The organism is Arthrobacter sp. 05N429 (assembly GCF_056397045.1).
Genome location: NZ_JBFTMQ010000011.1, coordinates 58138 through 79857 on the forward strand (window position 1 = coordinate 58138; position 21720 = coordinate 79857).

The 21720-nt window shown below is 65.7% G+C and carries 16 protein-coding genes; 5 read left to right on the plus strand and 11 right to left on the minus strand.

The features are described from left to right. Positions 1-53: 53 nt before the first annotated feature. The 6 genes from AC1DF4_RS15915 to AC1DF4_RS15940 all read right to left on the minus strand — a co-directional run bounded on the left by AC1DF4_RS15915 (position 54) and on the right by AC1DF4_RS15940 (position 7265). Entirely contained in the window at positions 54-1277 is a 1224-nt protein-coding gene (locus tag AC1DF4_RS15915) for a substrate-binding domain-containing protein (RefSeq protein ID WP_476913785.1), read from the minus strand. Then, complete coding sequence (locus AC1DF4_RS15920; protein ID WP_476913786.1) at positions 1277-2389, minus strand: ABC transporter permease; 1113 nt, start codon at positions 2387-2389, stop codon at positions 1277-1279. Before AC1DF4_RS15920 ends, AC1DF4_RS15915 begins: the two co-directional genes overlap by 1 nt. After that, positions 2386-3423, minus strand: a complete 1038-nt coding sequence (locus tag AC1DF4_RS15925; protein WP_476913787.1) for an ABC transporter permease — start codon at positions 3421-3423, stop codon at positions 2386-2388. Before AC1DF4_RS15925 ends, AC1DF4_RS15920 begins: the two co-directional genes overlap by 4 nt. Further along, positions 3420-4961, minus strand: coding sequence for a sugar ABC transporter ATP-binding protein (locus AC1DF4_RS15930; protein ID WP_476913788.1), 1542 nt, complete (start codon positions 4959-4961; stop codon positions 3420-3422). The genes AC1DF4_RS15925 and AC1DF4_RS15930 overlap by 4 nt, the downstream gene beginning before the upstream one ends. A gap of 68 nt (positions 4962-5029) precedes the next feature. Further along, on the minus strand, positions 5030-6049 hold the full coding sequence (locus AC1DF4_RS15935) for a sugar phosphate isomerase/epimerase family protein (protein WP_476913789.1): 1020 nt from the start codon (positions 6047-6049) through the stop codon (positions 5030-5032). A 1-nt stretch (position 6050) separates the two neighbouring features. Further along, on the minus strand, positions 6051-7265 hold the full coding sequence (locus tag AC1DF4_RS15940; protein WP_476913790.1) for a Gfo/Idh/MocA family protein: 1215 nt from the start codon (positions 7263-7265) through the stop codon (positions 6051-6053). Between the two features lie 250 nt (positions 7266-7515). On the opposite strand from AC1DF4_RS15940, the gene AC1DF4_RS15945 reads away from it, so the two are divergent. Together AC1DF4_RS15945 and AC1DF4_RS15950 are read left to right on the plus strand one after the other, a co-directional pair. Then, the gene (locus tag AC1DF4_RS15945) at positions 7516-8727 is read left to right on the plus strand and encodes an ROK family transcriptional regulator (protein WP_476913791.1); all 1212 of its coding nucleotides are present in this window, start codon (positions 7516-7518) and stop codon (positions 8725-8727) included. Positions 8728-8837: 110 nt separating this feature from the next. After that, the gene (locus AC1DF4_RS15950) at positions 8838-10031 is read left to right on the plus strand and encodes an MFS transporter (RefSeq protein WP_476913792.1); all 1194 of its coding nucleotides are present in this window, start codon (positions 8838-8840) and stop codon (positions 10029-10031) included. A gap of 6 nt (positions 10032-10037) precedes the next feature. Here AC1DF4_RS15950 and AC1DF4_RS15955 read toward each other — a convergent pair whose 3' ends face one another. The 5 genes from AC1DF4_RS15955 to aceA all read right to left on the minus strand — a co-directional run bounded on the left by AC1DF4_RS15955 (position 10038) and on the right by aceA (position 16463). After that, positions 10038-10670 (minus strand): hypothetical protein, encoded by a 633-nt coding sequence (locus tag AC1DF4_RS15955; RefSeq protein WP_476913793.1) that lies wholly within the window; start codon positions 10668-10670, stop codon positions 10038-10040. 77 nt (positions 10671-10747) lie between these two features. Beyond that, positions 10748-12073 carry an O-antigen ligase family protein gene (locus AC1DF4_RS15960; RefSeq protein WP_476913827.1) on the minus strand — a complete coding sequence of 442 codons (1326 nt, stop codon included), beginning with the start codon at positions 12071-12073 and terminating at the stop codon, positions 10748-10750. 11 nt (positions 12074-12084) lie between these two features. After that, positions 12085-12891, minus strand: coding sequence for a hypothetical protein (locus tag AC1DF4_RS15965; protein WP_476913794.1), 807 nt, complete (start codon positions 12889-12891; stop codon positions 12085-12087). A gap of 432 nt (positions 12892-13323) precedes the next feature. Beyond that, positions 13324-14988 carry a malate synthase A gene (aceB, locus tag AC1DF4_RS15970; RefSeq protein ID WP_476913795.1) on the minus strand — a complete coding sequence of 555 codons (1665 nt, stop codon included), beginning with the start codon at positions 14986-14988 and terminating at the stop codon, positions 13324-13326. A gap of 158 nt (positions 14989-15146) precedes the next feature. Next, a complete protein-coding gene (aceA, locus tag AC1DF4_RS15975; RefSeq protein ID WP_476913796.1) occupies positions 15147-16463 on the minus strand; it encodes an isocitrate lyase in 1317 nt (438 codons plus the stop codon). Between the two features lie 140 nt (positions 16464-16603). On the opposite strand from aceA, the gene AC1DF4_RS15980 reads away from it, so the two are divergent. The 3 genes from AC1DF4_RS15980 to AC1DF4_RS15990 all read left to right on the plus strand — a co-directional run bounded on the left by AC1DF4_RS15980 (position 16604) and on the right by AC1DF4_RS15990 (position 21595). After that, positions 16604-18112 carry a helix-turn-helix domain-containing protein gene (locus AC1DF4_RS15980; RefSeq protein ID WP_476913797.1) on the plus strand — a complete coding sequence of 503 codons (1509 nt, stop codon included), beginning with the start codon at positions 16604-16606 and terminating at the stop codon, positions 18110-18112. A gap of 242 nt (positions 18113-18354) precedes the next feature. After that, positions 18355-20103, plus strand: coding sequence for a pyruvate dehydrogenase (locus AC1DF4_RS15985; protein ID WP_476913798.1), 1749 nt, complete (start codon positions 18355-18357; stop codon positions 20101-20103). Positions 20104-20320: 217 nt separating this feature from the next. Then, positions 20321-21595 (plus strand): serpin family protein, encoded by a 1275-nt coding sequence (locus AC1DF4_RS15990; protein WP_476913799.1) that lies wholly within the window; start codon positions 20321-20323, stop codon positions 21593-21595. Positions 21596-21720: the final 125 nt, after the last annotated feature.

Here is a 21720-nt window from a genome sequence, read left to right on the forward strand (position 1 = left end):
CGATCCCAGGCTGTGGCGGTCCCGCGGAAACCCCGCGGGACCGCCAGTCCCGGTCAGGGCATCTGCCGCTGTTGCCAGACCTCGGGGTAGCCGTCCAGGTCCTCGCCGCCGAACTTGGCGTAGTGCCCGCTTGGCATGCCCTCGTTGCGCTGCAGCCAGTCGTCCAGTTCGTCTACCAGGATGGGCTTCTGCGGGAGGACCCATTCGGTCGGAACCTGCTCGCCCTTGAAGATCTTTTCCAGGGCCAGCAGCGGGGTCCGCCACTGGAAGTTGGAATAGACCGGGGCCATGGCGGTGATCCCGGTCTGCTTCCACTTGGTCAGGAAGCTCATCTCGTCCTCGCCGGTCATCACAGGCAGGGCCTTGCCGGCGTCCTCGAATGCCTCGAGGGCAGACACTGCACCGTCGCCGGCGTCCATCCAGACACCCTTGACGTCACCCGTGGCCAGTTCGTCGGAGATGATCTTTTTGATCTCCGTGGGATCCGCGCCGGTGAAATAGTCCTTGGCCTGAATTCCCTTTTCCTCGAAGATCTTCTTGGCCGCCGCCCAGCGGTGCTCTAGCACGTCCACGCCCGGGAGGATACGCAAGGCCACCACCTTGTCGCCCGATTTCAGCTTCTCGCTGAGAAAAGTGGCGGTGTCGATGCCCCACGCGAAGCCGCCGATCGGGTGGATGAACGTGGTGGCGCATTTGGTCTCCACGCCCCGGTCAAACACCACCACGGGTTTCCCTGTCTGGCAGGCACGTTCGACGGCTTGGGTGAGGGCCGCCGTGGAGTTGGGAGAAATGACGAACGCACCGCATTTGCCTTCGGCGATGAAGTAGTCGATGTCTGCGATCTGGGTGTTGTCATTGTCCTTGGCGTCACGGGTTTCCATTTCGGAAATGACGCCCGAGGCCTGGAGTTCCTTGAGTTGCTGATTCATGGTGATCCAGCCGGTTTGCCGCCAGGGGTTGGAGATGGAGGCGTTCGCAAAGCACACCTTCTGGGCTCCCTGTGCGGCGAACTTGGACGTGTCCGTCATCGCGCCTGCGATGTACTGCAGGTAAGGCTGCTCCGGGTCCCCTTCAAAGGTCGCGGAGCGCTGCTGGTTCTGGGTGTCGTAGAGCGTCTGGTCAAACCAATCTTTACTCGCCGGACTACTGGCTGCCGGAGAGCCGGTGCCGGCCCCCGTCGTTTGGGTGACGGACGGGTCGGTGGTGGTACACGCGGTCAGGGCAGCCAGCGGCAATGCTGCGGCAAGGGCGATCACGCGGACAGAGTTATTGCGCATCAGACTCTTTCTCCTCCTTGTTCGGTGCCCTCGTCGGGCGTGGGTGCTGCGGCCAATTGGTGCTGTTCGTCATGGGCAGCGGAACTGGCCCCCTTGCGCTTGCGCTGCCATGATCTGGATGCTGCGGCCACTGCGATGATGATGATGATTCCTTGGACCGTGTCTCGCCAGGTCGCCTGGACCCCCATGAAGTTCAGGAGGGTGAATAGCGACTCGAGGGCGAACGCCCCGGCCGCAGCGGACAGGACCCAGCCCCGCCCGCCGCCCAGCACGACGCCCCCAAGAACGACGGCGGTGATGGCCGTGAACTCGTAGCCGCGCCCCACCGACGGGTGGACGCCCGCGTAACCCACGAGCAGGATTCCGGCCACGGTTGCCGACAGCGACGACATGATGAAGGCCCGCGTCCGCACCCACCACACGCTTGAGCCGGCCAGCGCGGCCGCAACAGAATTGTCGCCCACCGCGATCAACATGCGGCCGAACGGGCGCCGCATCAGGACGGACGCCGCCACGGCCACGGCTGTGAGGATAATGACCGGGTAGGGAATGATGTCCAGGACCGGTACGCCCTGGATACCGCCGCGCCCGATCTGCCGGAAGCTGGCCGCAGGGTTGCCCTGGGCCGCTCCGCCGGTCCAATAGAGGACCAGCCCAAGCAACGCCAGCATCATCCCGAGCGTGACTATGAAACTCGGGACTTGCAGCAAAGTGGTGATGAGTCCGTTGACCAGCCCGATGAAGGCGCCCAGCACAATCATCAGGACCAGCACGGGGATCACCTTGGAATCGTCCTGCCCGATCAGGTTGCCGGCAACGATGACCTGCATGGTCACGACCGAGCCCATCGACAGGTCGAATTCCCCGCCGACAATGACGAAGTACTGGCCGATGGCGGCGATGGCAATGGGGGCAGTCCTGCCGACGAACCGGATGAAGGAGCTCGGCTCGCCGAAAGACGGATTGAGCACAATGATGGCCGCAAGGAGGCCGATCAGCAGGACGAAGACGGCGCCGCCCGGTGTGCGCACGGCGCGCAGGAGCCGCTCGGAACGGCTCGCACGGTTCTGCTTGAGAACAGCGCCACGCTCGGAGTTCAGTGCCGTACTCATGGCCCCTCCACGGACACAGGCTGGGCAGCGGGCGTTTCCGCGGGACCTTTCGAGGCGAATCGTTCCGGTCTGCTCACGATCCGGCGCCCGGCATAGACGGCGACGGCCGCGACGATGACGACGCCCCTGACCACGTCCTTCAGGAACGGGTTGACCTGCATGACGGACATGATGTTGTCCAGCATGGCAAAGATCAGGACGCCCCCGAGGGTGCCGGCGATGGTCCCTTTGCCACCGGAGAGCAGCGTGCCGCCGAGCACGACTGCGGCGATGGAGAGCAGATCGTAGCCGCCCTGCGAACCCACAGTGGGGCTGCCCACGCCAAGCCTGCTGGCAAGCAGCAGCCCTGCCATGGCTGCCAGCACCGAGCAGATGACGTGCGCAGTAATGACCGGCACATCAACGCGGATTCCCGATGTACGAGCCACGGCGATGTCGCCGCCGACAGCGTACAGATGGTGCCCGACGCGTGTGCGGTGCAGGAGCAGCCCGGCCAGTCCCGCGCAGGCCAGCATGATGATCGTCGAGATCGGAACCGGGCCGAGCCCGGTGGCCCCCACTAAGCGGAATGCCAGCGGTGTCTGGCCAAAGCTGCCCTTGAAGTTGGTGGCGAGGAAGCCGCTGATTATCAGGCCCACACCGAGCGTGGCGATAAACCCGTGCACGTGGAGGCGGGCGACGATCAGTCCGTTCGCCAGGCCAATGACGGCTGCCGCCCCCAGCGTCAGCAGGACTGCGGACAGGACGTTGTTGGGGTTGTTGGCCATCATCCCGGCGGCGATAAGGCTGGCCAGGCTGGTGACATAGGGAACCGACAGATCCAGGCTGCCGGCCAGGATGACCAACGTCTGACCGATCGCGATGAAGCCCAGGACGCTGGTTCCGGTCAGGATGCTGGAGATATTTCCTGCGCTGAAAAAACTCCGGCCGACGGAGTTCACCAGCACTGCGCCCAGGATGAGGGTCACCAGCGCAACGACGTACACGATCTGGGTGGAGGACAGTTTCTGGAAGAATCCCACTCGCTGTGTCATGCCTCTCCTTCGGGTGCTGTCCTGGCGCCGGTTCCCATCTGCAGGATGGCTTCTTCTGACGTTCCGGCGGGAAGTTCACCGGCCAGCCGGCCATCGCGCATGACAAGAATCCGGTCAGACATGCCGATGACTTCCGGGAGCTCGCTGGACACCATCAGGATGGCCTTCCCCTCCGCCGCCAGCTGCCGCATCAGCCGGTACACGGCAACTTTCGCCCCGACGTCGATGCCGCGGGTGGGTTCATCCAGCAGGACGAGCCGGGGCCGGATCGCCAGCCACTTGGCGAGGACCACTTTTTGCTGGTTGCCGCCCGACAGGTACTGCACCTCCTGGTCGAGGTCACGGGCGATCACCTCGAGGGAGGAAAACACGCCTGGGATTTCCGTCCTGACGGACCCGGTGCGGCGCGGAAATACGGACCGGATCACGCTGAGGGCGTTGTCCAGGATGGACTGGTTCAGGCTCAGGCCCTCAGCCTTGCGGTCCTCGGTGATCAGGGCCATCCGTGCCCGCACGCCTTGGCGCGGCGACTTGGGCAGCACGTCCCGGCCCGCCAATTTCATCGTTCCCCGCGTGAAGGGTGCTGCGCCAAAGATGCCGTGAAGCAATTCCGTACGGCCGGACCCTTGGAGCCCGGCCAGACCGACAATTTCGCCGGGCCGGATGCTGAGGTTTATCCCGTCCAGCTGGCCGTTGCCAACGCCCTCCAACTCGAGGATCGGCTCCTCCTCCGCGACACCGTCGGCTTCGACTTGCTCCCGAGGCAGCTTGTCCGGGAAGAAGGCCGAGATTGGCCGGCCCACCATCAACCGGACCAGCCGGGCGTCGTCCAGTTCGGCCGCGGGCTGGGTGCTCACCACCTTGCCGTCCTTCAGGACGGTGATGACGTCGCAGAGGTCGAACACTTCCCTAAGGCGGTGGGAGACGTAGAGGATGGCCGTTCCACGTTCACGCAGACGAGCCACGATTCCGTAGAGAAGTTCAACCTCGGCGCCGGCCAGGGCGGCTGTGGGCTCATCCATGGAGATGATCCGGGCGTCATAGCTGACCGCTTTCGCGATCTCCACAACCTGCTGCTCGGCCACAGTCAGGCTCCTGACTTGCGTGGTGGGCCGGATCTCGGTGATGCCCAAGGACTCCAGGAGCTCCGCCGTTTTCGAATTCATCAGGGCCTTGTTTACCAGCAGTCCCCTGCGCGGCTCCCGGCCGAGGTAGATATTCTCGGCCACTGTCCGGTCAGGCAGGAGGTTGAATTCCTGGAACACCGACGACAGTCCGGCTTCGTGGGCTTTGGTGGGGTGGCTGAAGCTGACTTCCTGGCCCTCCAGGAGAACGGTTCCGGCGTCGGGCTGGTACACGCCGGCCAGAACTTTCATCAGCGTGGACTTCCCGGCCCCGTTTTCCCCCATGAGGCCGTGCACCTGGCCACGGTAAAGACTGAGATGGGCGTCTTCCAGCACGGGAATGCCGAAAAAACTCTTGGTCAGTCCACGGACCTCCAGGATCGGCGGTGGTGCAGGGGAGTTGTGGTTCTCCATCGATGCGTCCTCCGGGCTAACTGTGACAAGGGCTGATTGTGCTCCGTTCAGTGATACGTGAGCGCCCCCTATTGCGGCCGTTCGGCCGGGTCCGCGGTGCTGAACGCAGCGTCGAAGGAGCTGCTCGACGCCGGAAAGTCGAATCTTTTGAGGGCGGCCAGGGCTTCTGGAGCCCCGTGGAGGCGGTCCATGCCGGCGTCCTCCCACTCGACGGAGATGGGGCCGTCGTAGCCGATCGCGGTCAGGGCGCGGAAGGACGATTCCCAGGGCACGTCGCCGCGGCCGGCGGAGACGAAGTCCCAGCCGCGGCGCGGGTCGCCCCAGGGCAAGTGGGAGCCCAGAACGGTGTTCCGGCCGGTGGGCCGCAACTTCGTGTCCTTGCAGTCCACGTGGTAGATCCGGTCCTTGAAGTCCCAGATGAAGGACACCGGGTCGATGCCCTGCCACATGAAATGGGACGGGTCCCAGTTAAGCCCGAAGGCTTCGCGGTGGCCGATCGCTTCAAAGGTGCGCACGGTGGTCCAGTAGTCGTAGGCGATCTCGGAGGGGTGGACTTCGTGGGCGAAACGGACGCCACACTCGTCGAAGACGTCAAGGATGGGGTTCCAGCGGTCCGCGAAGTCCTGGTAGCCCGCGTCGATCACAGACGCAGGGACGGGCGGGAACATCGCGACGTACTGCCAGATGGACGAACCGGTGAACCCGACGACGGTATCCACGCCCAGGGCCCTGGCGAGCCGGGCGGTGTGCTGCATTTCCTCCGCGGCGCGCTGTCTGACGCCTTCGGGGTCGCCGTCGCCCCAGACCCTGGGGCCGACGATTGCCTGGTGGCGGAAGTCGATGGGGTCGTCGCAAACGGCCTGGCCCTTGAGGTGGTTGGAAATGGCCCAGACTTTGAGGTTGTACTTTTCCAGGACGGCGAGTTTGGCCTTGACGTAGCCCGGCTCGTCCCAGCGCCAAGCGTCAAGGTGGTCGCCGGCGACGGCGATCTCCAGGCCGTCATAGCCCCAGCCGGAGGCCAGCCGTGCGACTTCCTCGAACGGCAGGTCGGCCCACTGGCCGGTGAAGAGTGTGTACGGGCGGGCCATGTCAGGCTCCTTTGCTGGGGACGGGGACGGCAATTGCCCCGGAGTCAGCGAACTGAACCGTGGAGCTCCCGGCCCCGGCACTTTCCTCGACCGCGGCCAGGATGCGCTGGACTGCCAGTCCGTCCTGGAACGACGGTGAGGGCACTGCTCCGGAGTCAATCGCCACCAGGAAGTCGCGGATTTCGTGTGTGAAGGTGTGTTCCCAGCCGATGATGTGGCCCTGCGGCCACCACGCGGGCAGGTACGGATGCTCGGGTTCGCTGACCAGGATGCGCCGGAAGCCTTGCTCGCGGGCAGGGTCAGTGGCGTCCAGGAAGTGGAGTTCGTTCAGGTTCTCGAGGTCGAACAGGAGGGAGCCTTTGTCGCCATAGACTTCGAGTTTGAGGGAGTTCTTCTTTCCGATGGCCACGCGTGAGACTTCAATCGAGGCGACAGCGCCGGAGGCAAGGGTCAGCGTCGCCCACGCGGCGTCGTCGACCGTCACTTCCTCCGGCCCGCGGGCGCCAGGCCGGTGCAAGGTGAAGGTCTGCAGCCGGCCTGAAACGCCGGTCACCTGGTCCGCGAGCAGGAACAGCACCTGGTCGATGGCGTGTGAGGCGATGTCGCCCAGCGCGCCGGAACCCGCGGTGTCCTTCTGCAGCCGCCACGTCATGGGCGTTTCCGGGTCTACCAGCCAGTCCTGCAGATAAGCCGCCCGGACTTGTCGGACCGCCCCCAGCCGGCCCTCGCTGATCAGCTCGCGGGCGAGGGCAAGGGCGGGAACCCGGCGGTAGTTGAAGCCGACCATTGACTGGACTCCGCGGGACTGCGCTTCCAGGGCAGCGGCCGCCATGGCTTCGGCCTCGGCCAGCGTGTTCGCCAGCGGCTTTTCCACGAGGACGTGCTTGCCTGCGGCGAGGGCCGCGAGGGCGATCTCCGCGTGCAGAAAGCCAGGGGCGCAGATATCCACCACGTGGATGTCGTCGCGGGCGACGACCGCCCGCCAATCCGTGGCGGATTCCGCCCAGCCGTACCGCTGCGCGGCCTCGGCTACTCCTTCCGGATCCCGCCCGACGAGGACCCGCTGCTCGAAGGCAGGGACGTGGAAGAAGCTGGCCACGTTGCGCCACGCGTTCGAGTGGGCCTTACCCATGAATGCGTACCCGATCATGGCTACGCCGAGCGGGTGCCGGCCGGGCGTGGATTCCTGGAGGCGCATGGATTCCTCGGGAGGCATAGCCGGCCCTAAAGGGTGGACGCCATGGGATCCCAGTCCTCCGGGAGGGCTGCGGATGCGGGAGCGGATCTTTCGACGTCGACCGCGTAGAGCGGGATCGGGAATGACACTGTCTCTCCTCGTCGTTGGGGTATGAGCTGCCTCACACCCAAGCTAGGACTACTTTTGTCGATCGTCAAGCAAAAGTTGGAAACTAGGTTCCGGATTTCTATAACGTGACACGCAGAAGTGCCCGTGCTATCACTGACTCATGACTTCGCCTACCGGCACCGACGCCGCCGCCCCCGAGGCAGCGGGCAGCATGTCCCGTGCTGGGGACCTGTTCCAACTGCTGCGCGATGGCAAGGCCCGCACCCGCGCCGAACTGGCCCTGACCACCGGCCTGGCGCGTTCCACAGTCGCGTCCCGCATTGACGCACTGATGCAGTCCGGACTCGTAGGGCCGGCAGGCGAGGCCAGTTCCAGCGGCGGCCGGCCGCCGTCGCGCTTTGCCTTCAACCCCGCCGCCCGCGTGGTGCTGGCGGTCGACGTCGGCGCCACCCACGTGAACATTGCCGTCACGGACCTGAACGGGACTGTGCTGGCGGAGCGCCGGCTGAGCCAGGACGTAGCCGACGGCCCGGATGCCGTGCTGGACCGGGTGGTGTCGGAAGGGACCAAGTTGCTCCGACGGGCGGGCCGCGGCACGGAGGACCTCGCCGGCATCGGCATCGGCCTGCCCGGCCCCGTGGAGCACGCCACCGGGATGCCGGTGAAGCCGCCGATCATGCCCGGCTGGGACGGGTTCGACGTCGTCCGGCACGTCCAGCGCTCGCTGCCGGTCCCCGTGCTGGTGGACAACGACGTCAACATCATGGCCCTCGGCGAGCAGGCCTCCTACTGGCCGGAAGACGGCAACTTCCTGTTTATCAAGGTCGCCACCGGAATCGGCGCCGGCATCATCAGCAGCGGCCAGCTCCAGCGCGGCGCCGACGGCACGGCGGGGGACCTCGGCCACGTCCGGGTGCCCCGCGGCGACAATGTGCTCTGCCGCTGCGGCAACTACGGCTGCCTTGAGGCGCTCGCCTCCGGCCCCGCCGTCGCGCAGTCCCTGACGCTCCAAGGAGTGACTGCGGACGACGGCGGCGACGTGCTGCGGCTCGTGGCCGAGGGGAACCTGCAGGCCATCCAGGCCCTGCGCCAGGCCGGGCGGGACCTGGGTGACGTGCTGGCCACCGTGGTGAACCTGCTCAATCCGTCCGTCATTGTGATCGGCGGAAGCCTGGGTCAGGCCGGTGAACACCTCATGGCGGGCGTCCGTGAAGTGGTCTACCGGCGGTCGCTGCCCCTTGCGACCACCCACCTGCGGATTGGTCTTTCCATGGCGGGGGACCAGGCCGCCATCCTGGGCGCCAGCCAGATGGTCACGCAGTTTGTGCTTTCGCCCGCTGTGATCGAGGCGACCCTTCAGTCCGCGGGCTGACGCCGTCGCGGACCCCGGGGGAGTCACAATCGGCCGGTCCGGCGCGGGCACGTGATAGCAATGGGACTGATGAAATCATATTTCTGCCTCTCGGCCGAGCCGCGGCACCCATGAGCGCCGGCGTCCTGGCGAAGGTGCCGCGCAGCTGGATCCTGCTGGCCGCCATCGGGCTCATTGCACTGAACATGCGCGGACCGTTCGTGGCCGTGGCCCCGGTGGTCGGACTGATGCAGCAGGAGCTGGGCCTCTCCCCGGTGGAACTTGGCTTCCTGACCGGCATCCCGGTGCTGTGCTTCGCCCTGGCCTCGCCGCTGGCCTCCCTGACCGGCCGTAAACTCGGCGCGGAAGTCGCCATCACCCTCACGCTCCTGGGTGTGCTGCTCGGCGTGATTGTGCGTTCGGCGGGTGACAGCGCCGTCGTGATGCTGGGTACGGTGATTCTCGGCGTCGCCATCACGATCGGCAATATTGCCGTTCCGCTCATCATCCGGAGGGACTTCGCCCCGGCCCGGCAGGGCACCGCGATGGGCATTTACACCGCCGCCCTGAACATCGGCTCGTTCATCACGGCCATGGTGATGGCTCCGCTGGCAGAGCTGTTCGGCTGGAGGCTGGCCCTTGCTGCCTGCGGCCTCTTCGCCATTGCGGCGCTGGCTGCGTGGGTGCTCGCCGTCGGTGGCCGGGCGTTCCGACCCGAACCGGTTCCCGGCCCGGGTCCGCCGCGCGCCGGGGCCAAGCCGGCGTCGCGCTGGATCACGGTCGGACTGACCGTGGGCTTCGCAGGGCAGGCGTTCTCCTACTACGGGGTGACCGCGTGGCTGCCCAGCATCCTCGCCGACGAACTGGGCATGACGGCCGCGGGCGCCGGAGCCGGATCCTCGCTGTTCCAGATTCTTGCCATCGTGGGCGGGCTGGGCGTTCCGCTCGCGGCCCGCTTCGCCAGTACGACGGCGGTCGGACTCACCCTCGGGCTGTTCTGGGTGACCGTTCCGCTGGGCCTGCTGCTGGCGCCGGAGCTGTGGTGGCTGTGGTCCTCGTTCGGCGGGATCGCCCAGGGCGGCGGCATCACGCTGATCTTCATTGCCATCATCCGGCTGGCCCGGGACCAGGCCTCGGCCGGACGGATGTCAGCCGTGGTGCAGGGTGTGGGCTACTCCTTCGGCGCCCTGGCCCCGACCCTGCTGGGCTATGCGAACGGCGTCACCGGATCCTGGACCGGCCCGCTGCTGATGGTGCTTTGCTCGGTGGCGCTGTTCATCCTCGGCACCGGACTGTCGCTCCGGCACGTCCCCAAGGTGCACTGAGCTACGTCACTGGGGCGCCATCACACGGTGAGCGCCGGCGGTCTTGGTCCGCGAGCGAGCCACTTTTTGCAGGCGGACGATGATCGGGTCCGCCGCGAGAGGTATTCCCACGACCAAGCCGACTGTTAGAAAAATGAGCGCCATTTCGGCTCTACCGTTCCGTACCCCGACATACGTGACCAATGCGGTGGTTTGGTCCAGCTCTGTGGTTATCCGGAGCGGCGGACCGATGCCGCGTTCCTGCTGCGTCGCCTCAGCAAGCGCCGAAATTCGATCCACGATCCGGTCGCGCTCAGCGGCCACGTCCTCGGCGGACTCGCCGACAACCTCGACAGTTATCGCAGCGCGGCTGTAGCTCACCTGCCACTGACTTCCAGAATTGGGCAGGTACACGAGGTGGCCCTTACGGACGCCCGAACCGTGGAGCGGGGCCGAAGCGCTCCGCGGAGTTTCGTCACGGTCATGTGCATTGAATTGATGGAGCACGATCGACGCAAAGGGGACAACTTGGAGTGGATCCGCCTGAAAAACGTTGCCTTGAATTGGCAATGGCGGCAGAAAGCGCACATCCGTCTTGGAGTAGTAGACGCCCGTTCCCTCGTGGGCAGCGACCAATACCGGCAACATAAGCAGTGCCATGCCCAAGGCCAAGTACCAACGCCGCATAATCTTCGTTCGGCCACGGGCCACACGGTGTCGAAGATGATCGCGAAGTCTCATGGTTGCCCGTCCGTCGCCGCGGCAGCATTTCGCCGGATATTTGCGTGGGCCCCGCACATGCCGGCGACCAGGAAGAGCGTGCCGCAAGCCTGCGGAAAGCTGAATGCGTCGAAGAAGGCGAAACTCAAGCTACCCGCCACCATTGAGGCGACCAGGGTCAGTCCCATGGCATGCATCGGCTGTCCTTTGCCATGACGACGGGCCGAAACGGCCACAGTCACGGCTGACACGATGATGGCCAACAAACTGACGAGGCCGACGAGTCCGATTTCAATGCTGCTCGCCAAATACTGATTGTCCAGGATCCGATAGGTGGGCAGGAACGTCCCGAACCCACGCCCGAACCAAGGACTGACCAGCAGGAAGGATATTGCGTCGTCATAGCTGTCGGTACGGGAGGCGACGCTCGAGTCACTGGAAGAGAACATTCCGACAACAGTGCCGGCCATCCCGGGTACGGCCACATACACTGCGACGGCACCCACTGCTATCACGAAGCCGGCAGCCCGCCGTACTGCAGGCGTCCACGACGGAATCAGGATCAAAAGAACGGCGGCCAGGGAAATGAAAGCTGACCTGCTGACCGACAACACCGCGGAGAGGGATATTGCGGCGACCGGAAACCAGCGCAGGATGGCAGACTGGGTTCGATCATAGATGGCGGCGGTCAGGCAAAACGGCAGCATCATCGACAGCACGACAGCGTATTCCAAGGGGTGGGTGGCTGTCGCAGCCGCTCGCACGAACCCGCCTCTGTCTCCAATTCCGCCGTTCCCGGTCGCCGACAGGCCGGGAATCTGCCACGTGTCCACAAAGTTCAAGCCAGTAAAGAACTGTGCAAGGCCTAACCCGGCGTAGAGGCCGGCGAACAGGGTGAGTCTTCTCACGAGGACCATGAAGCGGTCCTCGCGCGTGATCCCGTCATGTGCGATGAGCAAGATGCCAACCAGAGCTCCGACCTTGATGAGTCCCATGTCAGCGATGCTGATCTCCGACGACGGCAAGGCCACCAGGGCAGATTTCGAGTAACTTGCCACGCACGCGCCGACGAAAATGAAGGCCGCGGAGCGAACCCACTGAATGCTTTGTGGCCCGGCCAGGGTGGGCCGCTGGATACGGTGCCAGGCCCACCATAATAGGGCCACAATTGCCAGGAGAAATGCCGGCGAACCCGCACTCCCAAGCGCTTGGATTCCCCGGTCGGTGGGAACCACGAACAGCAAGATGGCAAACCATGTGATGACGCTGACCGCATCCGGGCCGTTGCGGTTCCGGAATTTGGCTACGACCAACTCATGACGCCCCCGCGTTGGCGTGGCCATGGCAGCCACGTCTATTTGTTCGATGCCATGGTCGGGAATTCTTCTTTCTTTTCAACCTGCGGGAGTGGGGGCGGACCTTCGGATGCCCTATGCCCGGCCAGTACTGGCCGCCCGATTCGGAACCCGGACCGGGAGCTCCCGTCCTGTTCCGCCGTCGGGGGAGTGTCCTCAAGGGGCTGATCTTGCACGCCGGTGTGCTGGCGTCGCCTCCGCTTGGTCCCTTTCCGGGAAGTGATGAGGCGGTCGAGCAGCCCGGTCACCAAAACGGTGATGCAACCACCGACTGCTACGGCGGCCAACACGGCCCGGAGCTGGCTCTTCCGGTCAATGAGGGCCTCGTTCTCCCGGACAATCGTCATTGCGGTGATGCGGGATGAGGCTGGAACATTCAATTGGTCCTGCATGATGACAAGGTTCTGCGGTACTACTTTCAGCACGTCGTCGAGCATCTGAAGGCTGCTTTCCGGGCTCTCGCTTTCCGATGTGATGAGCATGATTGGCCCGGAGGACGCCAGGTCCTTCTCGGCAACGTAGCCAGTTCCGGCGTGACCTTTCACGATCTCTTCCTGAACGGAACCTGAGCCTAGCCTCACGCTGAGCACGCTGAGTGCTTGATCCAGACCGCCCAAGAACAGGTATGGATTTCCTCCCGGGGTGACCAGGGACGCCGGTGGCAGCAGCACGACTCGCGCGGTGCCTTTGTAAGTTGGCGGTACAACAGAGGACAACAGCAGCGCCGCACAGGCTGTCAGCAAGACACCGACGACGACAAAGTACCAGCGTCGCAGCAAACCTGTGCCCAGATCACGCAACAGCATGGTCGCCTCTTGCTCCGGGCGGGGTGCAGGCTCGAACTCGTCTTTTCGCCAGTGGGCCGGACCTGAATTCCATTGCTTGCCTCCGTTGAGGTGCCGAGAGCCTGACGAGCTGGCTGGTGCATTCACGTTGTCACATCGTAACCGTGGGCACCTTAGCGCGACAGTAATCACAGGGAAGTCAAGTAGTCCGCGCAAAGTGGCAGGTATTGCCACCAAGAAGGACCACTTCACCGGCAGGTCGCGGCCAGGCCCACGGGCCGCCGAGGTCAGAGTTAAGGCCCATGTTCACGGGGAACATGGGCCTTAACTGTCACCTCGACGTCGTTGTCGGGACTGGGGGTCTTCCGTCGCTGGGCCGCCGCCCCGGATCTCGGGGTGCCTGTTGCGAAGGGCATGGCAGCCCAGCAAACGGAAATCTGTGCCGCCCTGCCGTTAGGCGGGGACGAGCGCCGGGTCCTCGCTGGGGACTTCTGCGCCGTCGCGGGCTTCATGCAGGAACCGGTCGTAGGCGGGAAGCGTGAGGAAGGCGGGGAACGACGGGGTGAGCGTGACTTCCTCGAAGATGTCCCTCGCATCTGCGAAGCGGTCGCCCTCGAAACGCTCCAGCCTGGCGAACTCCTCGTCCAGCATGTCCTCGACCCATTCGCGGGTGATGACGTCGCCGTGGTCCGTGATGGCGCGGGAGAAGATCCACTGCCACAGCTGCGAGCGGGAGATCTCCGCGGTGGCGGCGTCCTCCATCAAATTGTGGATGGCGACGGCGCCGTTGCCGCGGAGCCAGGACTCGATGTAGCGGATGCCAACCTCGATGTTGTTCCGGATGCCCTGCTCGGTGATGGTGCCCGTGGTGGAGGCGATATCGAGCAGTGCGCGGTCGTCCGGGGTGACGTCCTCGCGGAGGCGGTCCAGCTGGTTCGGGCGGTCGGCGAGGACGCCGTCGAACACTTCACGGCAGACCGGAACCAGGTCGGGGTGTGCCACCCAGGAGCCGTCGAAGCCGTCGCCGGCCTCACGGGTCTTGTCAGCACGGACCTTCTCGATGGCGATCGCGTTGGCGTCCGCATCCTTGCGGTTGGGGACGGCCGCGGCCATGCCGCCAATGGCCATGGCGCCGCGCTTGTGGCAGGCCCGGACGAGCTGCTCGGTGTAGGCGCGCATGAACGGCTGGGTCATGGTCACCTGGCTGCGGTCCGGCAGGACAAAGCGCGGGCCGCGGGTGCGGAAGTTCTTGATCAGGGAGAAGATGTAGTCCCAGCGGCCGGCGTTCAGGCCCGCGGCGTGGTCGCGCAGTTCGTAGAGGATCTCCTCCATCTCGAACGCGGCCGTGATGGTTTCGATCAGCACGGTGGCGCGGATAGTGCCCTGCGGGATGCCCAGCAGGTCCTGGGCGAGGACGAAGATGTCGTTCCACAGCCGGGCTTCGAGGTGGTTCTCGATTTTCGGCAGGTAGAAGTACGGACCTTTGCCCTGGGCGATCAGGCGGCGGGCGTTGTGGAAGAAGTACAGGCCGAAGTCGACGATTCCGCCGGCAATCGGGGTGCCGTCAATGAGCATGTGCTTTTCCGGCAGGTGCCAGCCGCGGGGCCGGACCACGATCGTGGGCAGCTCGTCGGCGTCACGGAGCTTGTACTCCTTGCCCTCGGGCGACGTGAAGTCGATTCGGCGCTCCAGCGCGTCCGTGAGGTTGAGCTGGCCCTGGATGACGTTGCGCCACGACGGCGTGGAGGAGTCCTCCATGTCCGCGAGCCACACCTTGGCGCCGGAGTTCAGCGCGTTGATAGTCATCTTCTTGTCCACCGGGCCGGTGATCTCGACGCGGCGGTCCGTCAGGCCCGGAGCCGGAGGAGCGACGCGCCAGTTCGGATCGTTGCGGACAGACTCGGTCTCCCGCAGGAACCGCGGGTCCTGGCCTTTGCCGATCTGCTGGCGGCGGTCACGGCGTGCCTGTAGCAGCTCCAGCCGCCGTCCCGCCGTCGCCTTGTGCAGCTTGGCAACGAACGCCAGCGCGTCCGGAGTAAGGACCTCGCCCTGCCGGCAAATCGGCTGGGCAGTCAGCGTGATCCCGTTGATGGTGAAGTTGTCAGTGAAGCTGTTCATGGGAGTTGCTCCTTGAAAGTCCGCCGTTGCCCTATCACTTTTGGTCCCTAAAGGCGGTCAATGAGGACCAAAAGTGATAGAGCAACGGGCGGGAAAGGTGGGGGGCCACGGCCGCCGGGTTCCCTCGCGAGCTTGCGAGCGGAGGGGGCGGCTGGGGATTAGTGGAACTGGCCCTCTTCGGTCGATCCGACCAATGCGAGGGTGGATGCGTTCGGGTTGAGCGCAGTGGCGATGTCGTCGAAGTAGCCGGTGCCGACTTCGCGCTGGTGCTTTGTCGCGGTGTAGCCGCGGGATTCGGAGGCGAATTCCTTCTCCTGCAGCTCGACGTAGGCGCTCATGCCTTCACGGGCGTAACCGTGGGCGAGGTCAAACATCGAGTAGTTCAGGGCGTGGAAGCCGGCCAGGGTGATGAACTGGAAGGTGAAGCCCATGGCGCCGAGTTCGCGCTGGAACTTGGCGATGGTGGCGTCGTCGAGGTGCTTCTTCCAGTTAAACGACGGGGAGCAGTTGTAGGACAGCATCTGGTCCGGGAAGTCGGCCTTGACGGATTCGGCGAACTTGCGGGCCAGTTCCAGGTCCGGGGTGCCCGTCTCCATCCAGATGAGGTCGGAGTAGGGGGCGTAGGCCTTGGCGCGGGCGATGCAGGGTTCGATCCCGTTGCGGACCTTGTAGAAGCCCTCCGCAGTGCGCTCGCCGGTGATGAATTCCTGGTCCCGCTCGTCGACGTCGGAGGTGATCAGGGTGGCTGCCTCAGCGTCGGTGCGGGCGATGATCACAGACGGGGTGCCGGCGACGTCGGCTGCCAGGCGGGCGGCGTTCAAGGTGCGGACGTGCTGCTGGCTGGGGATCAGGACCTTGCCGCCGAGGTGGCCGCACTTCTTCTCCGAGGCGAGCTGGTCTTCCCAGTGCACGCCCGAGGCGCCGGCCTGGATCATGGACTTCATCAGCTCGTAGGCGTTGAGCGGGCCGCCGAAGCCGGCCTCGGCGTCGGCGACGATCGGGACCATCCAGTCCTCGACCGTCTGGACGCCCTCGGAGAACTCGATCTGGTCCGCGCGGAGCAGGGCGTTGTTGATGCGGCGGACCACGGTGGGAACCGAGTTGGCCGGGTACAGGGACTGGTCCGGGTAGGTGTGGCCGGAGTTGTTGGCGTCCGCGGCGACCTGCCAGCCGGAGAGGTAGATGGCGCGGAGGCCGGCCTTGACCTGCTGCACGGCCTGGTTGCCGGTCAGGGCGCCGAGGGCGTTGGTGTACTTGCCGGTGCTGTGTTCCTCGGTGAGCTGCTTCCACAGCTTCTCGGAGCCGCGGCGGGCCAGGGTGTGCTCTTCGGAGACGCGGCCGCGGAGGCGGACGACGTCGGAAGCCTTGTAGTCCCGAGTGACACCTTCCCAGCGCGGGTTGGCGGCCCACTCGAGCTCCAGGGCGGCGGCCTGCTGTTCGGGCGTCTGCTGGGTGGGCTCAAATGCTGCAGTCATCGTTGTCTCCTTGGTGGGGTCCGGGGCCGGTTTGGCTGCTTCCTCGCAGTTCAAGCGGCTGATCCGGATGCTGAATCTTTCCGTAAGATCTACTTTTCTGTACTTTCAAGGGGCTTTCTAGACCAAAACTCTGGAAAGAAATGCACTTCTTCGCGTATTCTCAAGAAATGCATCCCGCCAGCTGGAACCGCCCCGTCTCGTCGCCCTCGACCGCAGTGCCCGAAGTGGATGTGATCAGCATGGGCCGCCGCGTCCGCCACCTCCGCAAGGCCGCCGGGCTGACGCTCGATGACCTCAGCGCCACGGTGGGAACCGCTCCCAGCCAGCTGAGCCTGATCGAGAACGGCAAACGCGAGCCGAAACTCGGCCTGCTCCAGCAGCTCGCGGCGGCCCTCGGCGTGAGCATCGACGAGCTGCTCGGCGCGGAGCCGCCCAACCGCCGCGCCGCACTGGAGATCGAGCTGGAACGCTACCAGCGCAGCCCCATCTACGAGTCCCTGAACCTGCCCAAGATCCGCATCAGCTCGCGGCTTCCGATGGACGTGCTGGAGTCCATGGTGGGGCTGCAGCACGAGCTGGAACGCCGGCTCAACGAGCAGGTCGCGACGCCGGAAGAGGCCCGCCGCGCGAACGGGGAGCTGCGCGCCATGATGCGCGAGCGGAACAACTACTTCCCGGAGTACGAGGCGGAGGCGCAGAAAGTCCTCGCCTCCGTGGGGCACACGAGCGGCCCGCTGTCGCATCACGTCATTGCGGATATCGCGGGGCACCTCGGGTTCAGCCTGCACCATGTGGGCGACCTTCCGCACTCCACTCGCTCGGTGACCGACCTGAAGAACCGCCGGATTTACCTCACGCAGAACGGGCGCAGCGACCACGACCCCCGTTCGGTGCTGCTGCAGGCGCTGGGGCACTACGTCTTGGGGCACCAGACGCCCACCAACTACGGCGACTTCCTGATGCAGCGCGTGGCCACGAACTACTTCGCCGCCGCGCTCCTGCTGCCCGAGCAGGCCACCGTGGAATTCCTGCAGAAGGCAAAGCAGGCCAAGGAGATCGCGGTGGAGGACATCCGGGACGCCTTCGCCGTGTCCTACGAGACCGCGGCGCACCGGTTCACCAACCTCGCCACCCAGCACCTGGACATCCGCACCCACTTCCAGAAGACGCACAAGAGCGGGATCATCTACAAGGCCTATGAGAACGACGGCGTGACGTTCCCGCAGGACCACACCGGCGCCATCGAGGGCCAGCCGTCGTGCAAGAACTGGACGTCCCGGGTGGTCTTTGACGTGCCGGACAAGTTCAGCGCCTACAACCAATACACGGACACCCCGGCGGGTACCTACTGGTGCACCGCCCGGACCGAGCGATCTGCCAACGGGGAGTTCTCGCTCTCCGTGGGGGTTCCCTATGCGCAGGTCAAGTGGTTCCGCGGCCGCGACACCACGGAGCGGTCCAAGTCGACCTGCCCGGACGAGAGTTGCTGCCGCAGGCCCCCGGCCGCACTGACCTCCGAGTGGGCGGGCAACGCGTGGCCCTCGGCACGGGCACATTCGCACCTGCTCGCCGCGATGCCGCCGGGAGCCTTCCCCGGCGTGGACGAGACCGAGGTCTATTCCTTCCTGCAGGCACATTCCGGCAGCTGACGTCCGGACGCTCCCGCCCTTCCTTCAGTTCTTGGCGGGACGCTCCCTCATGTTCCGCAGGGGTGGGCAGGACGGTCCCTCAGTCCGTGCCGTTCCGGCGCGACCCTCCCGCACATCAGGGGAGGGGGCGTCCGGCGATTGATTGCCGGATGTGAGGGAGCGTCCCGCTGGGCGTGGCTGAAAGCTCAGCGGACTATATTGGCCCTGTCAGTTAATGGATTCGACTGCGGGAGCGTGCACCCATGGCCAAGGAACTTGCCACCCAGCTCATCGAACAACTCCAAGCCGCCGGCGTGCAGCGCATTTACGGCATTGTCGGCGACAGCCTCAACCCGATTGTCGACGCCGTTCGCAAGACTGGCGGCGCCGCGAAGGGCGGGATCGACTGGATTCACGTCCGGCACGAGGAGGCCGCCGCGTTTGCCGCCGCGGCCGAAGCCCAGCTGACCGGCCGCCTGGCGGTCTGCGCAGGCTCCTGCGGGCCGGGAAACCTGCATCTGATCAACGGTCTGTATGACGCCAACCGCTCCGGAGCTCCGGTGCTGGCGATCGCCTCGCATATCCCGAGCAAGCAGATCGGCAGCACCTTCTTCCAGGAAACCCACCCTGACCGACTGTTCAACGAATGCTCGGTGTACTCCGAGCTGATCAGCACGGCGGAACAGGCGCCGCGAGTGATGCACAGTGCCATCCAGCACGCCGTCGCCCTCCGGGGCGTCGCCGTCGTCACCCTTCCCGGGGATATCGCCGGGCTGGAAGCGGCCGCCGAAACGCCGGCCCCCGCGGCCTTCCGGCCCGCCACGCTGGTGCCGGACCCGGCCAGCGTCCGGGAACTGGCCGAGGCCATCAACGCTGCGGACAAGGTCGCGATCTTCGCCGGCGCCGGCGTCGAGGGCGCCCACGACGAGGTCATCGCCCTCGCGGAAGCCGTGAACGCTCCAATCGGGCATTCGCTCCGCGGCAAGGACTTTATGCAGTACGACAATCCCTACGACATCGGCATGACGGGGCTGCTGGGCTACGGCGCCGCGGCCGAAGGGATCGAGGACGCGGACCTGCTGATCCTGCTTGGCACGGACTTCCCCTATGACCAGTTCCTGCCCGGAACCCGCACGGCGCAGGTGGACCAGGCGGCGCAGAACCTGGGCCGGCGGACCGACGTCGACATCGCAGTGCACGGTGACGTGCTCCCCACCCTGGCGGCTCTGATGCCGTTGCTGAAGCCGAAGAAGAGCAGGCGCTTCCTCGACGCGATGCTCAAGAAGCACGACCGCCTGATGAACAAGGCCGTCGGCGCCTACACGCGCAAGGTGGAAACCAAACAGCCGATCCACCCGGAATACGCGGCATCGGTGCTGGACCAAGTGGCGGCGCGGGACGCGATCTTCACCGCCGATACGGGCATGTGCAACGTCTGGACCGCCCGCTATATCAATCCGCTGGGAACGCGCCGCCTGATCGGCTCGTATCTGCACGGGTCCATGGCGAACGCACTTCCCCATGCGATCGGCGCCCAGCTGGCCTACCCCGGCCGGCAGGTGGTGTCGGTCTCGGGCGACGGCGGCCTGTCGATGCTGCTGGGGGAGTTGATCACCGTTGCCGCCCACCGGCTCCCGGTCAATGTGGTGGTGTTCAACAACTCCACCCTGGGCATGGTCAAGCTGGAGATGCTGGTGGACGGGCTCCCCGACTTCGGCGTGGACGTGCCCGATGCGAACTACGCCGCGGTGGCCCGCGCCCTGGGGTTCCACGCCGTCCGCGTCACGGACCCGTCCCGCATCGCGGCCGCGTACCGGGAAGCCTTCGCCCACCCCGGCCCGTCGCTCGTGGAGCTCATCACCGACCCCAAGGCCCTGTCCCTTCCTCCGAAGATCAAGGGCGCCCAGGTTCTGGGCTTCGCCACGGCCATGTCCAAGGTGGTCCTCAACCGGGGCGCCGGAGAGGCCGTCAGCATGGCGCGGAGCAACCTGAGAAACATACCGCGGGGCTGACAGCGCCGTCGCCGGTTACCTTTCCGGCGACCGGGTGGCCGATCGCGTGGCGCGGACCCGCGTGGCGTGGACCGGGCGGCGCCAGTGCTGCTCGGTCGGCAGAAAGCGGCGTCAAATCGTGACCCGGGCGCGGTCGCTCTATTCCGGGCCCGATGGTTGACTGGCCGTAGGCGGAGACCTCCGCTTTTGTACCTCGTGTGCGGGCCTTGGGGGCGCGATGAAACAGAAGACCACAGCGCGGCTTGTTGCCGCGGGGGCTGCCATGGCGCTGGCCTTGACGGCCTGTTCCGCCTCGCCTCCGGCGCTGGTGAAGGCCGACGGCGTCGAACGCGTTTCGGCGGAAGGGTCCGCCTATCCGGCCGAGCTGGCTCAGCTCCGGGCGTCGGCGCGGAAGCTGGGCGCCGCCCTGCTGGCAGACGGCGGGAACGCCGGAAGCGGAAACGTAGTCTCGTCCCCGGGCAGCCTGCTTATTGCCCTGGCAATGCTGCGGGTGGGTGCATCCGGCGCAACCGCTGCCGAGATGGACAGCGTGCTGGGCCTCCCCGCGGAGCATCGCGACGATGCCCTGAACGCGCTGCTGGCTTCCTTGGAAGCCTTCGACGGCGACCCCGGCTCGGTGGACGAAAAGGATCCTCCCCGCCGGCCGGTCCTGCACACGGCAAACGGCTTGTTCGTGGACAAGGGCTTGCCCACCGGGGAGGGCTATCTGCAGTCCCTGGCCCGGCATTACGGGACCGGTGTATACCCGGTGGACTTCCAGGATGAGGCCGCCACCAAGCCGGCAATCGACGCCTGGGTGAACCAGACCACCGGCGGACGGATCAAGAAGGCGCCCGCGAAGTATGACCGTAGAAACACGTTCAGCGTGCTCAACGCCGTGTACTTCGCCTCGGCGTGGAAAGTGCCCTTCGACCCTGCGGATACTTCTGAGCTGCCGTTTACGACGCCCGACGGCGGCCAGGTTTCCGTCCCCACCATGTCAGGCGTCCAGGACCTTGCCTACGCCCGGGGTGCAGGCTGGCAGGCCGTCGAACTGCCTTATGCCGAGGGATTTGTGATGCGGCTCGTACTGCCGGATTCCGGGACTTCCGGGCCCGGACCACAGCACGCCGCCGACGCGGCCCTGGCCCTTGAAGCCGCCTCCCCGGCGCCCGTGCAGATCTCCTTGCCAAAGTGGGAGCAGGAGAGCAGCTTTGAGCTGCGCCAGGTCTTCACGGACCTGGGGCTGCAGAAAATGCTCCAAACCGGGACCGACTTCGACTCAATCCAGCATGGCCTCAAGATCACGCAGGCCGCACAGTCCGCCAGCATCACCGTGGCCGAGAAGGGCACCGTTGCCGCCGCCGTGACCCAGATCAACGCCCGGGCGGTCAGCGGCGTGGCTGCGATGGAGGTGATCCGTTTCGACCGGCCGTTCCAGTTTGAGATCGTCCACATCGAGACCGGGCTGCCCCTCTTTATGGGCAGGGTGTCCGATCCCCGCTCATCTTGAGACGCTCCTTCGGGTCCTGCAGGCAAGAACCAGACGCTCCCTCAACGGGTGAGGGAGCGTCCTGACGGTAGCTGCCGGACGTGAGGGAGGGCCCGGACAGAATCCGCGATAGGTGAGGGAGCGTC

Coding starts and splice junctions, on each gene's coding strand:
- AC1DF4_RS15915 (WP_476913785.1), bottom strand. CDS start 1,277: ATGCGCAATAACTCTGTCCGCGTGATCGCCCTTGCCGCAGCATTGCCG.
- AC1DF4_RS15920 (WP_476913786.1), bottom strand. CDS start 2,389: ATGAGTACGGCACTGAACTCCGAGCGTGGCGCTGTTCTCAAGCAGAAC.
- AC1DF4_RS15925 (WP_476913787.1), bottom strand. CDS start 3,423: ATGACACAGCGAGTGGGATTCTTCCAGAAACTGTCCTCCACCCAGATC.
- AC1DF4_RS15930 (WP_476913788.1), bottom strand. CDS start 4,961: ATGGAGAACCACAACTCCCCTGCACCACCGCCGATCCTGGAGGTCCGT.
- AC1DF4_RS15935 (WP_476913789.1), bottom strand. CDS start 6,049: ATGGCCCGCCCGTACACACTCTTCACCGGCCAGTGGGCCGACCTGCCG.
- AC1DF4_RS15940 (WP_476913790.1), bottom strand. CDS start 7,265: ATGCCTCCCGAGGAATCCATGCGCCTCCAGGAATCCACGCCCGGCCGG.
- AC1DF4_RS15945 (WP_476913791.1), top strand. CDS start 7,516: ATGACTTCGCCTACCGGCACCGACGCCGCCGCCCCCGAGGCAGCGGGC.
- AC1DF4_RS15950 (WP_476913792.1), top strand. CDS start 8,838: ATGAGCGCCGGCGTCCTGGCGAAGGTGCCGCGCAGCTGGATCCTGCTG.
- AC1DF4_RS15955 (WP_476913793.1), bottom strand. CDS start 10,670: ATGGCACTGCTTATGTTGCCGGTATTGGTCGCTGCCCACGAGGGAACG.
- AC1DF4_RS15960 (WP_476913827.1), bottom strand. CDS start 12,073: ATGGCCACGCCAACGCGGGGGCGTCATGAGTTGGTCGTAGCCAAATTC.
- AC1DF4_RS15965 (WP_476913794.1), bottom strand. CDS start 12,891: ATGCTGTTGCGTGATCTGGGCACAGGTTTGCTGCGACGCTGGTACTTT.
- aceB (WP_476913795.1), bottom strand. CDS start 14,988: ATGAACAGCTTCACTGACAACTTCACCATCAACGGGATCACGCTGACT.
- aceA (WP_476913796.1), bottom strand. CDS start 16,463: ATGACTGCAGCATTTGAGCCCACCCAGCAGACGCCCGAACAGCAGGCC.
- AC1DF4_RS15980 (WP_476913797.1), top strand. CDS start 16,604: ATGCACTTCTTCGCGTATTCTCAAGAAATGCATCCCGCCAGCTGGAAC.
- AC1DF4_RS15985 (WP_476913798.1), top strand. CDS start 18,355: ATGGCCAAGGAACTTGCCACCCAGCTCATCGAACAACTCCAAGCCGCC.
- AC1DF4_RS15990 (WP_476913799.1), top strand. CDS start 20,321: ATGAAACAGAAGACCACAGCGCGGCTTGTTGCCGCGGGGGCTGCCATG.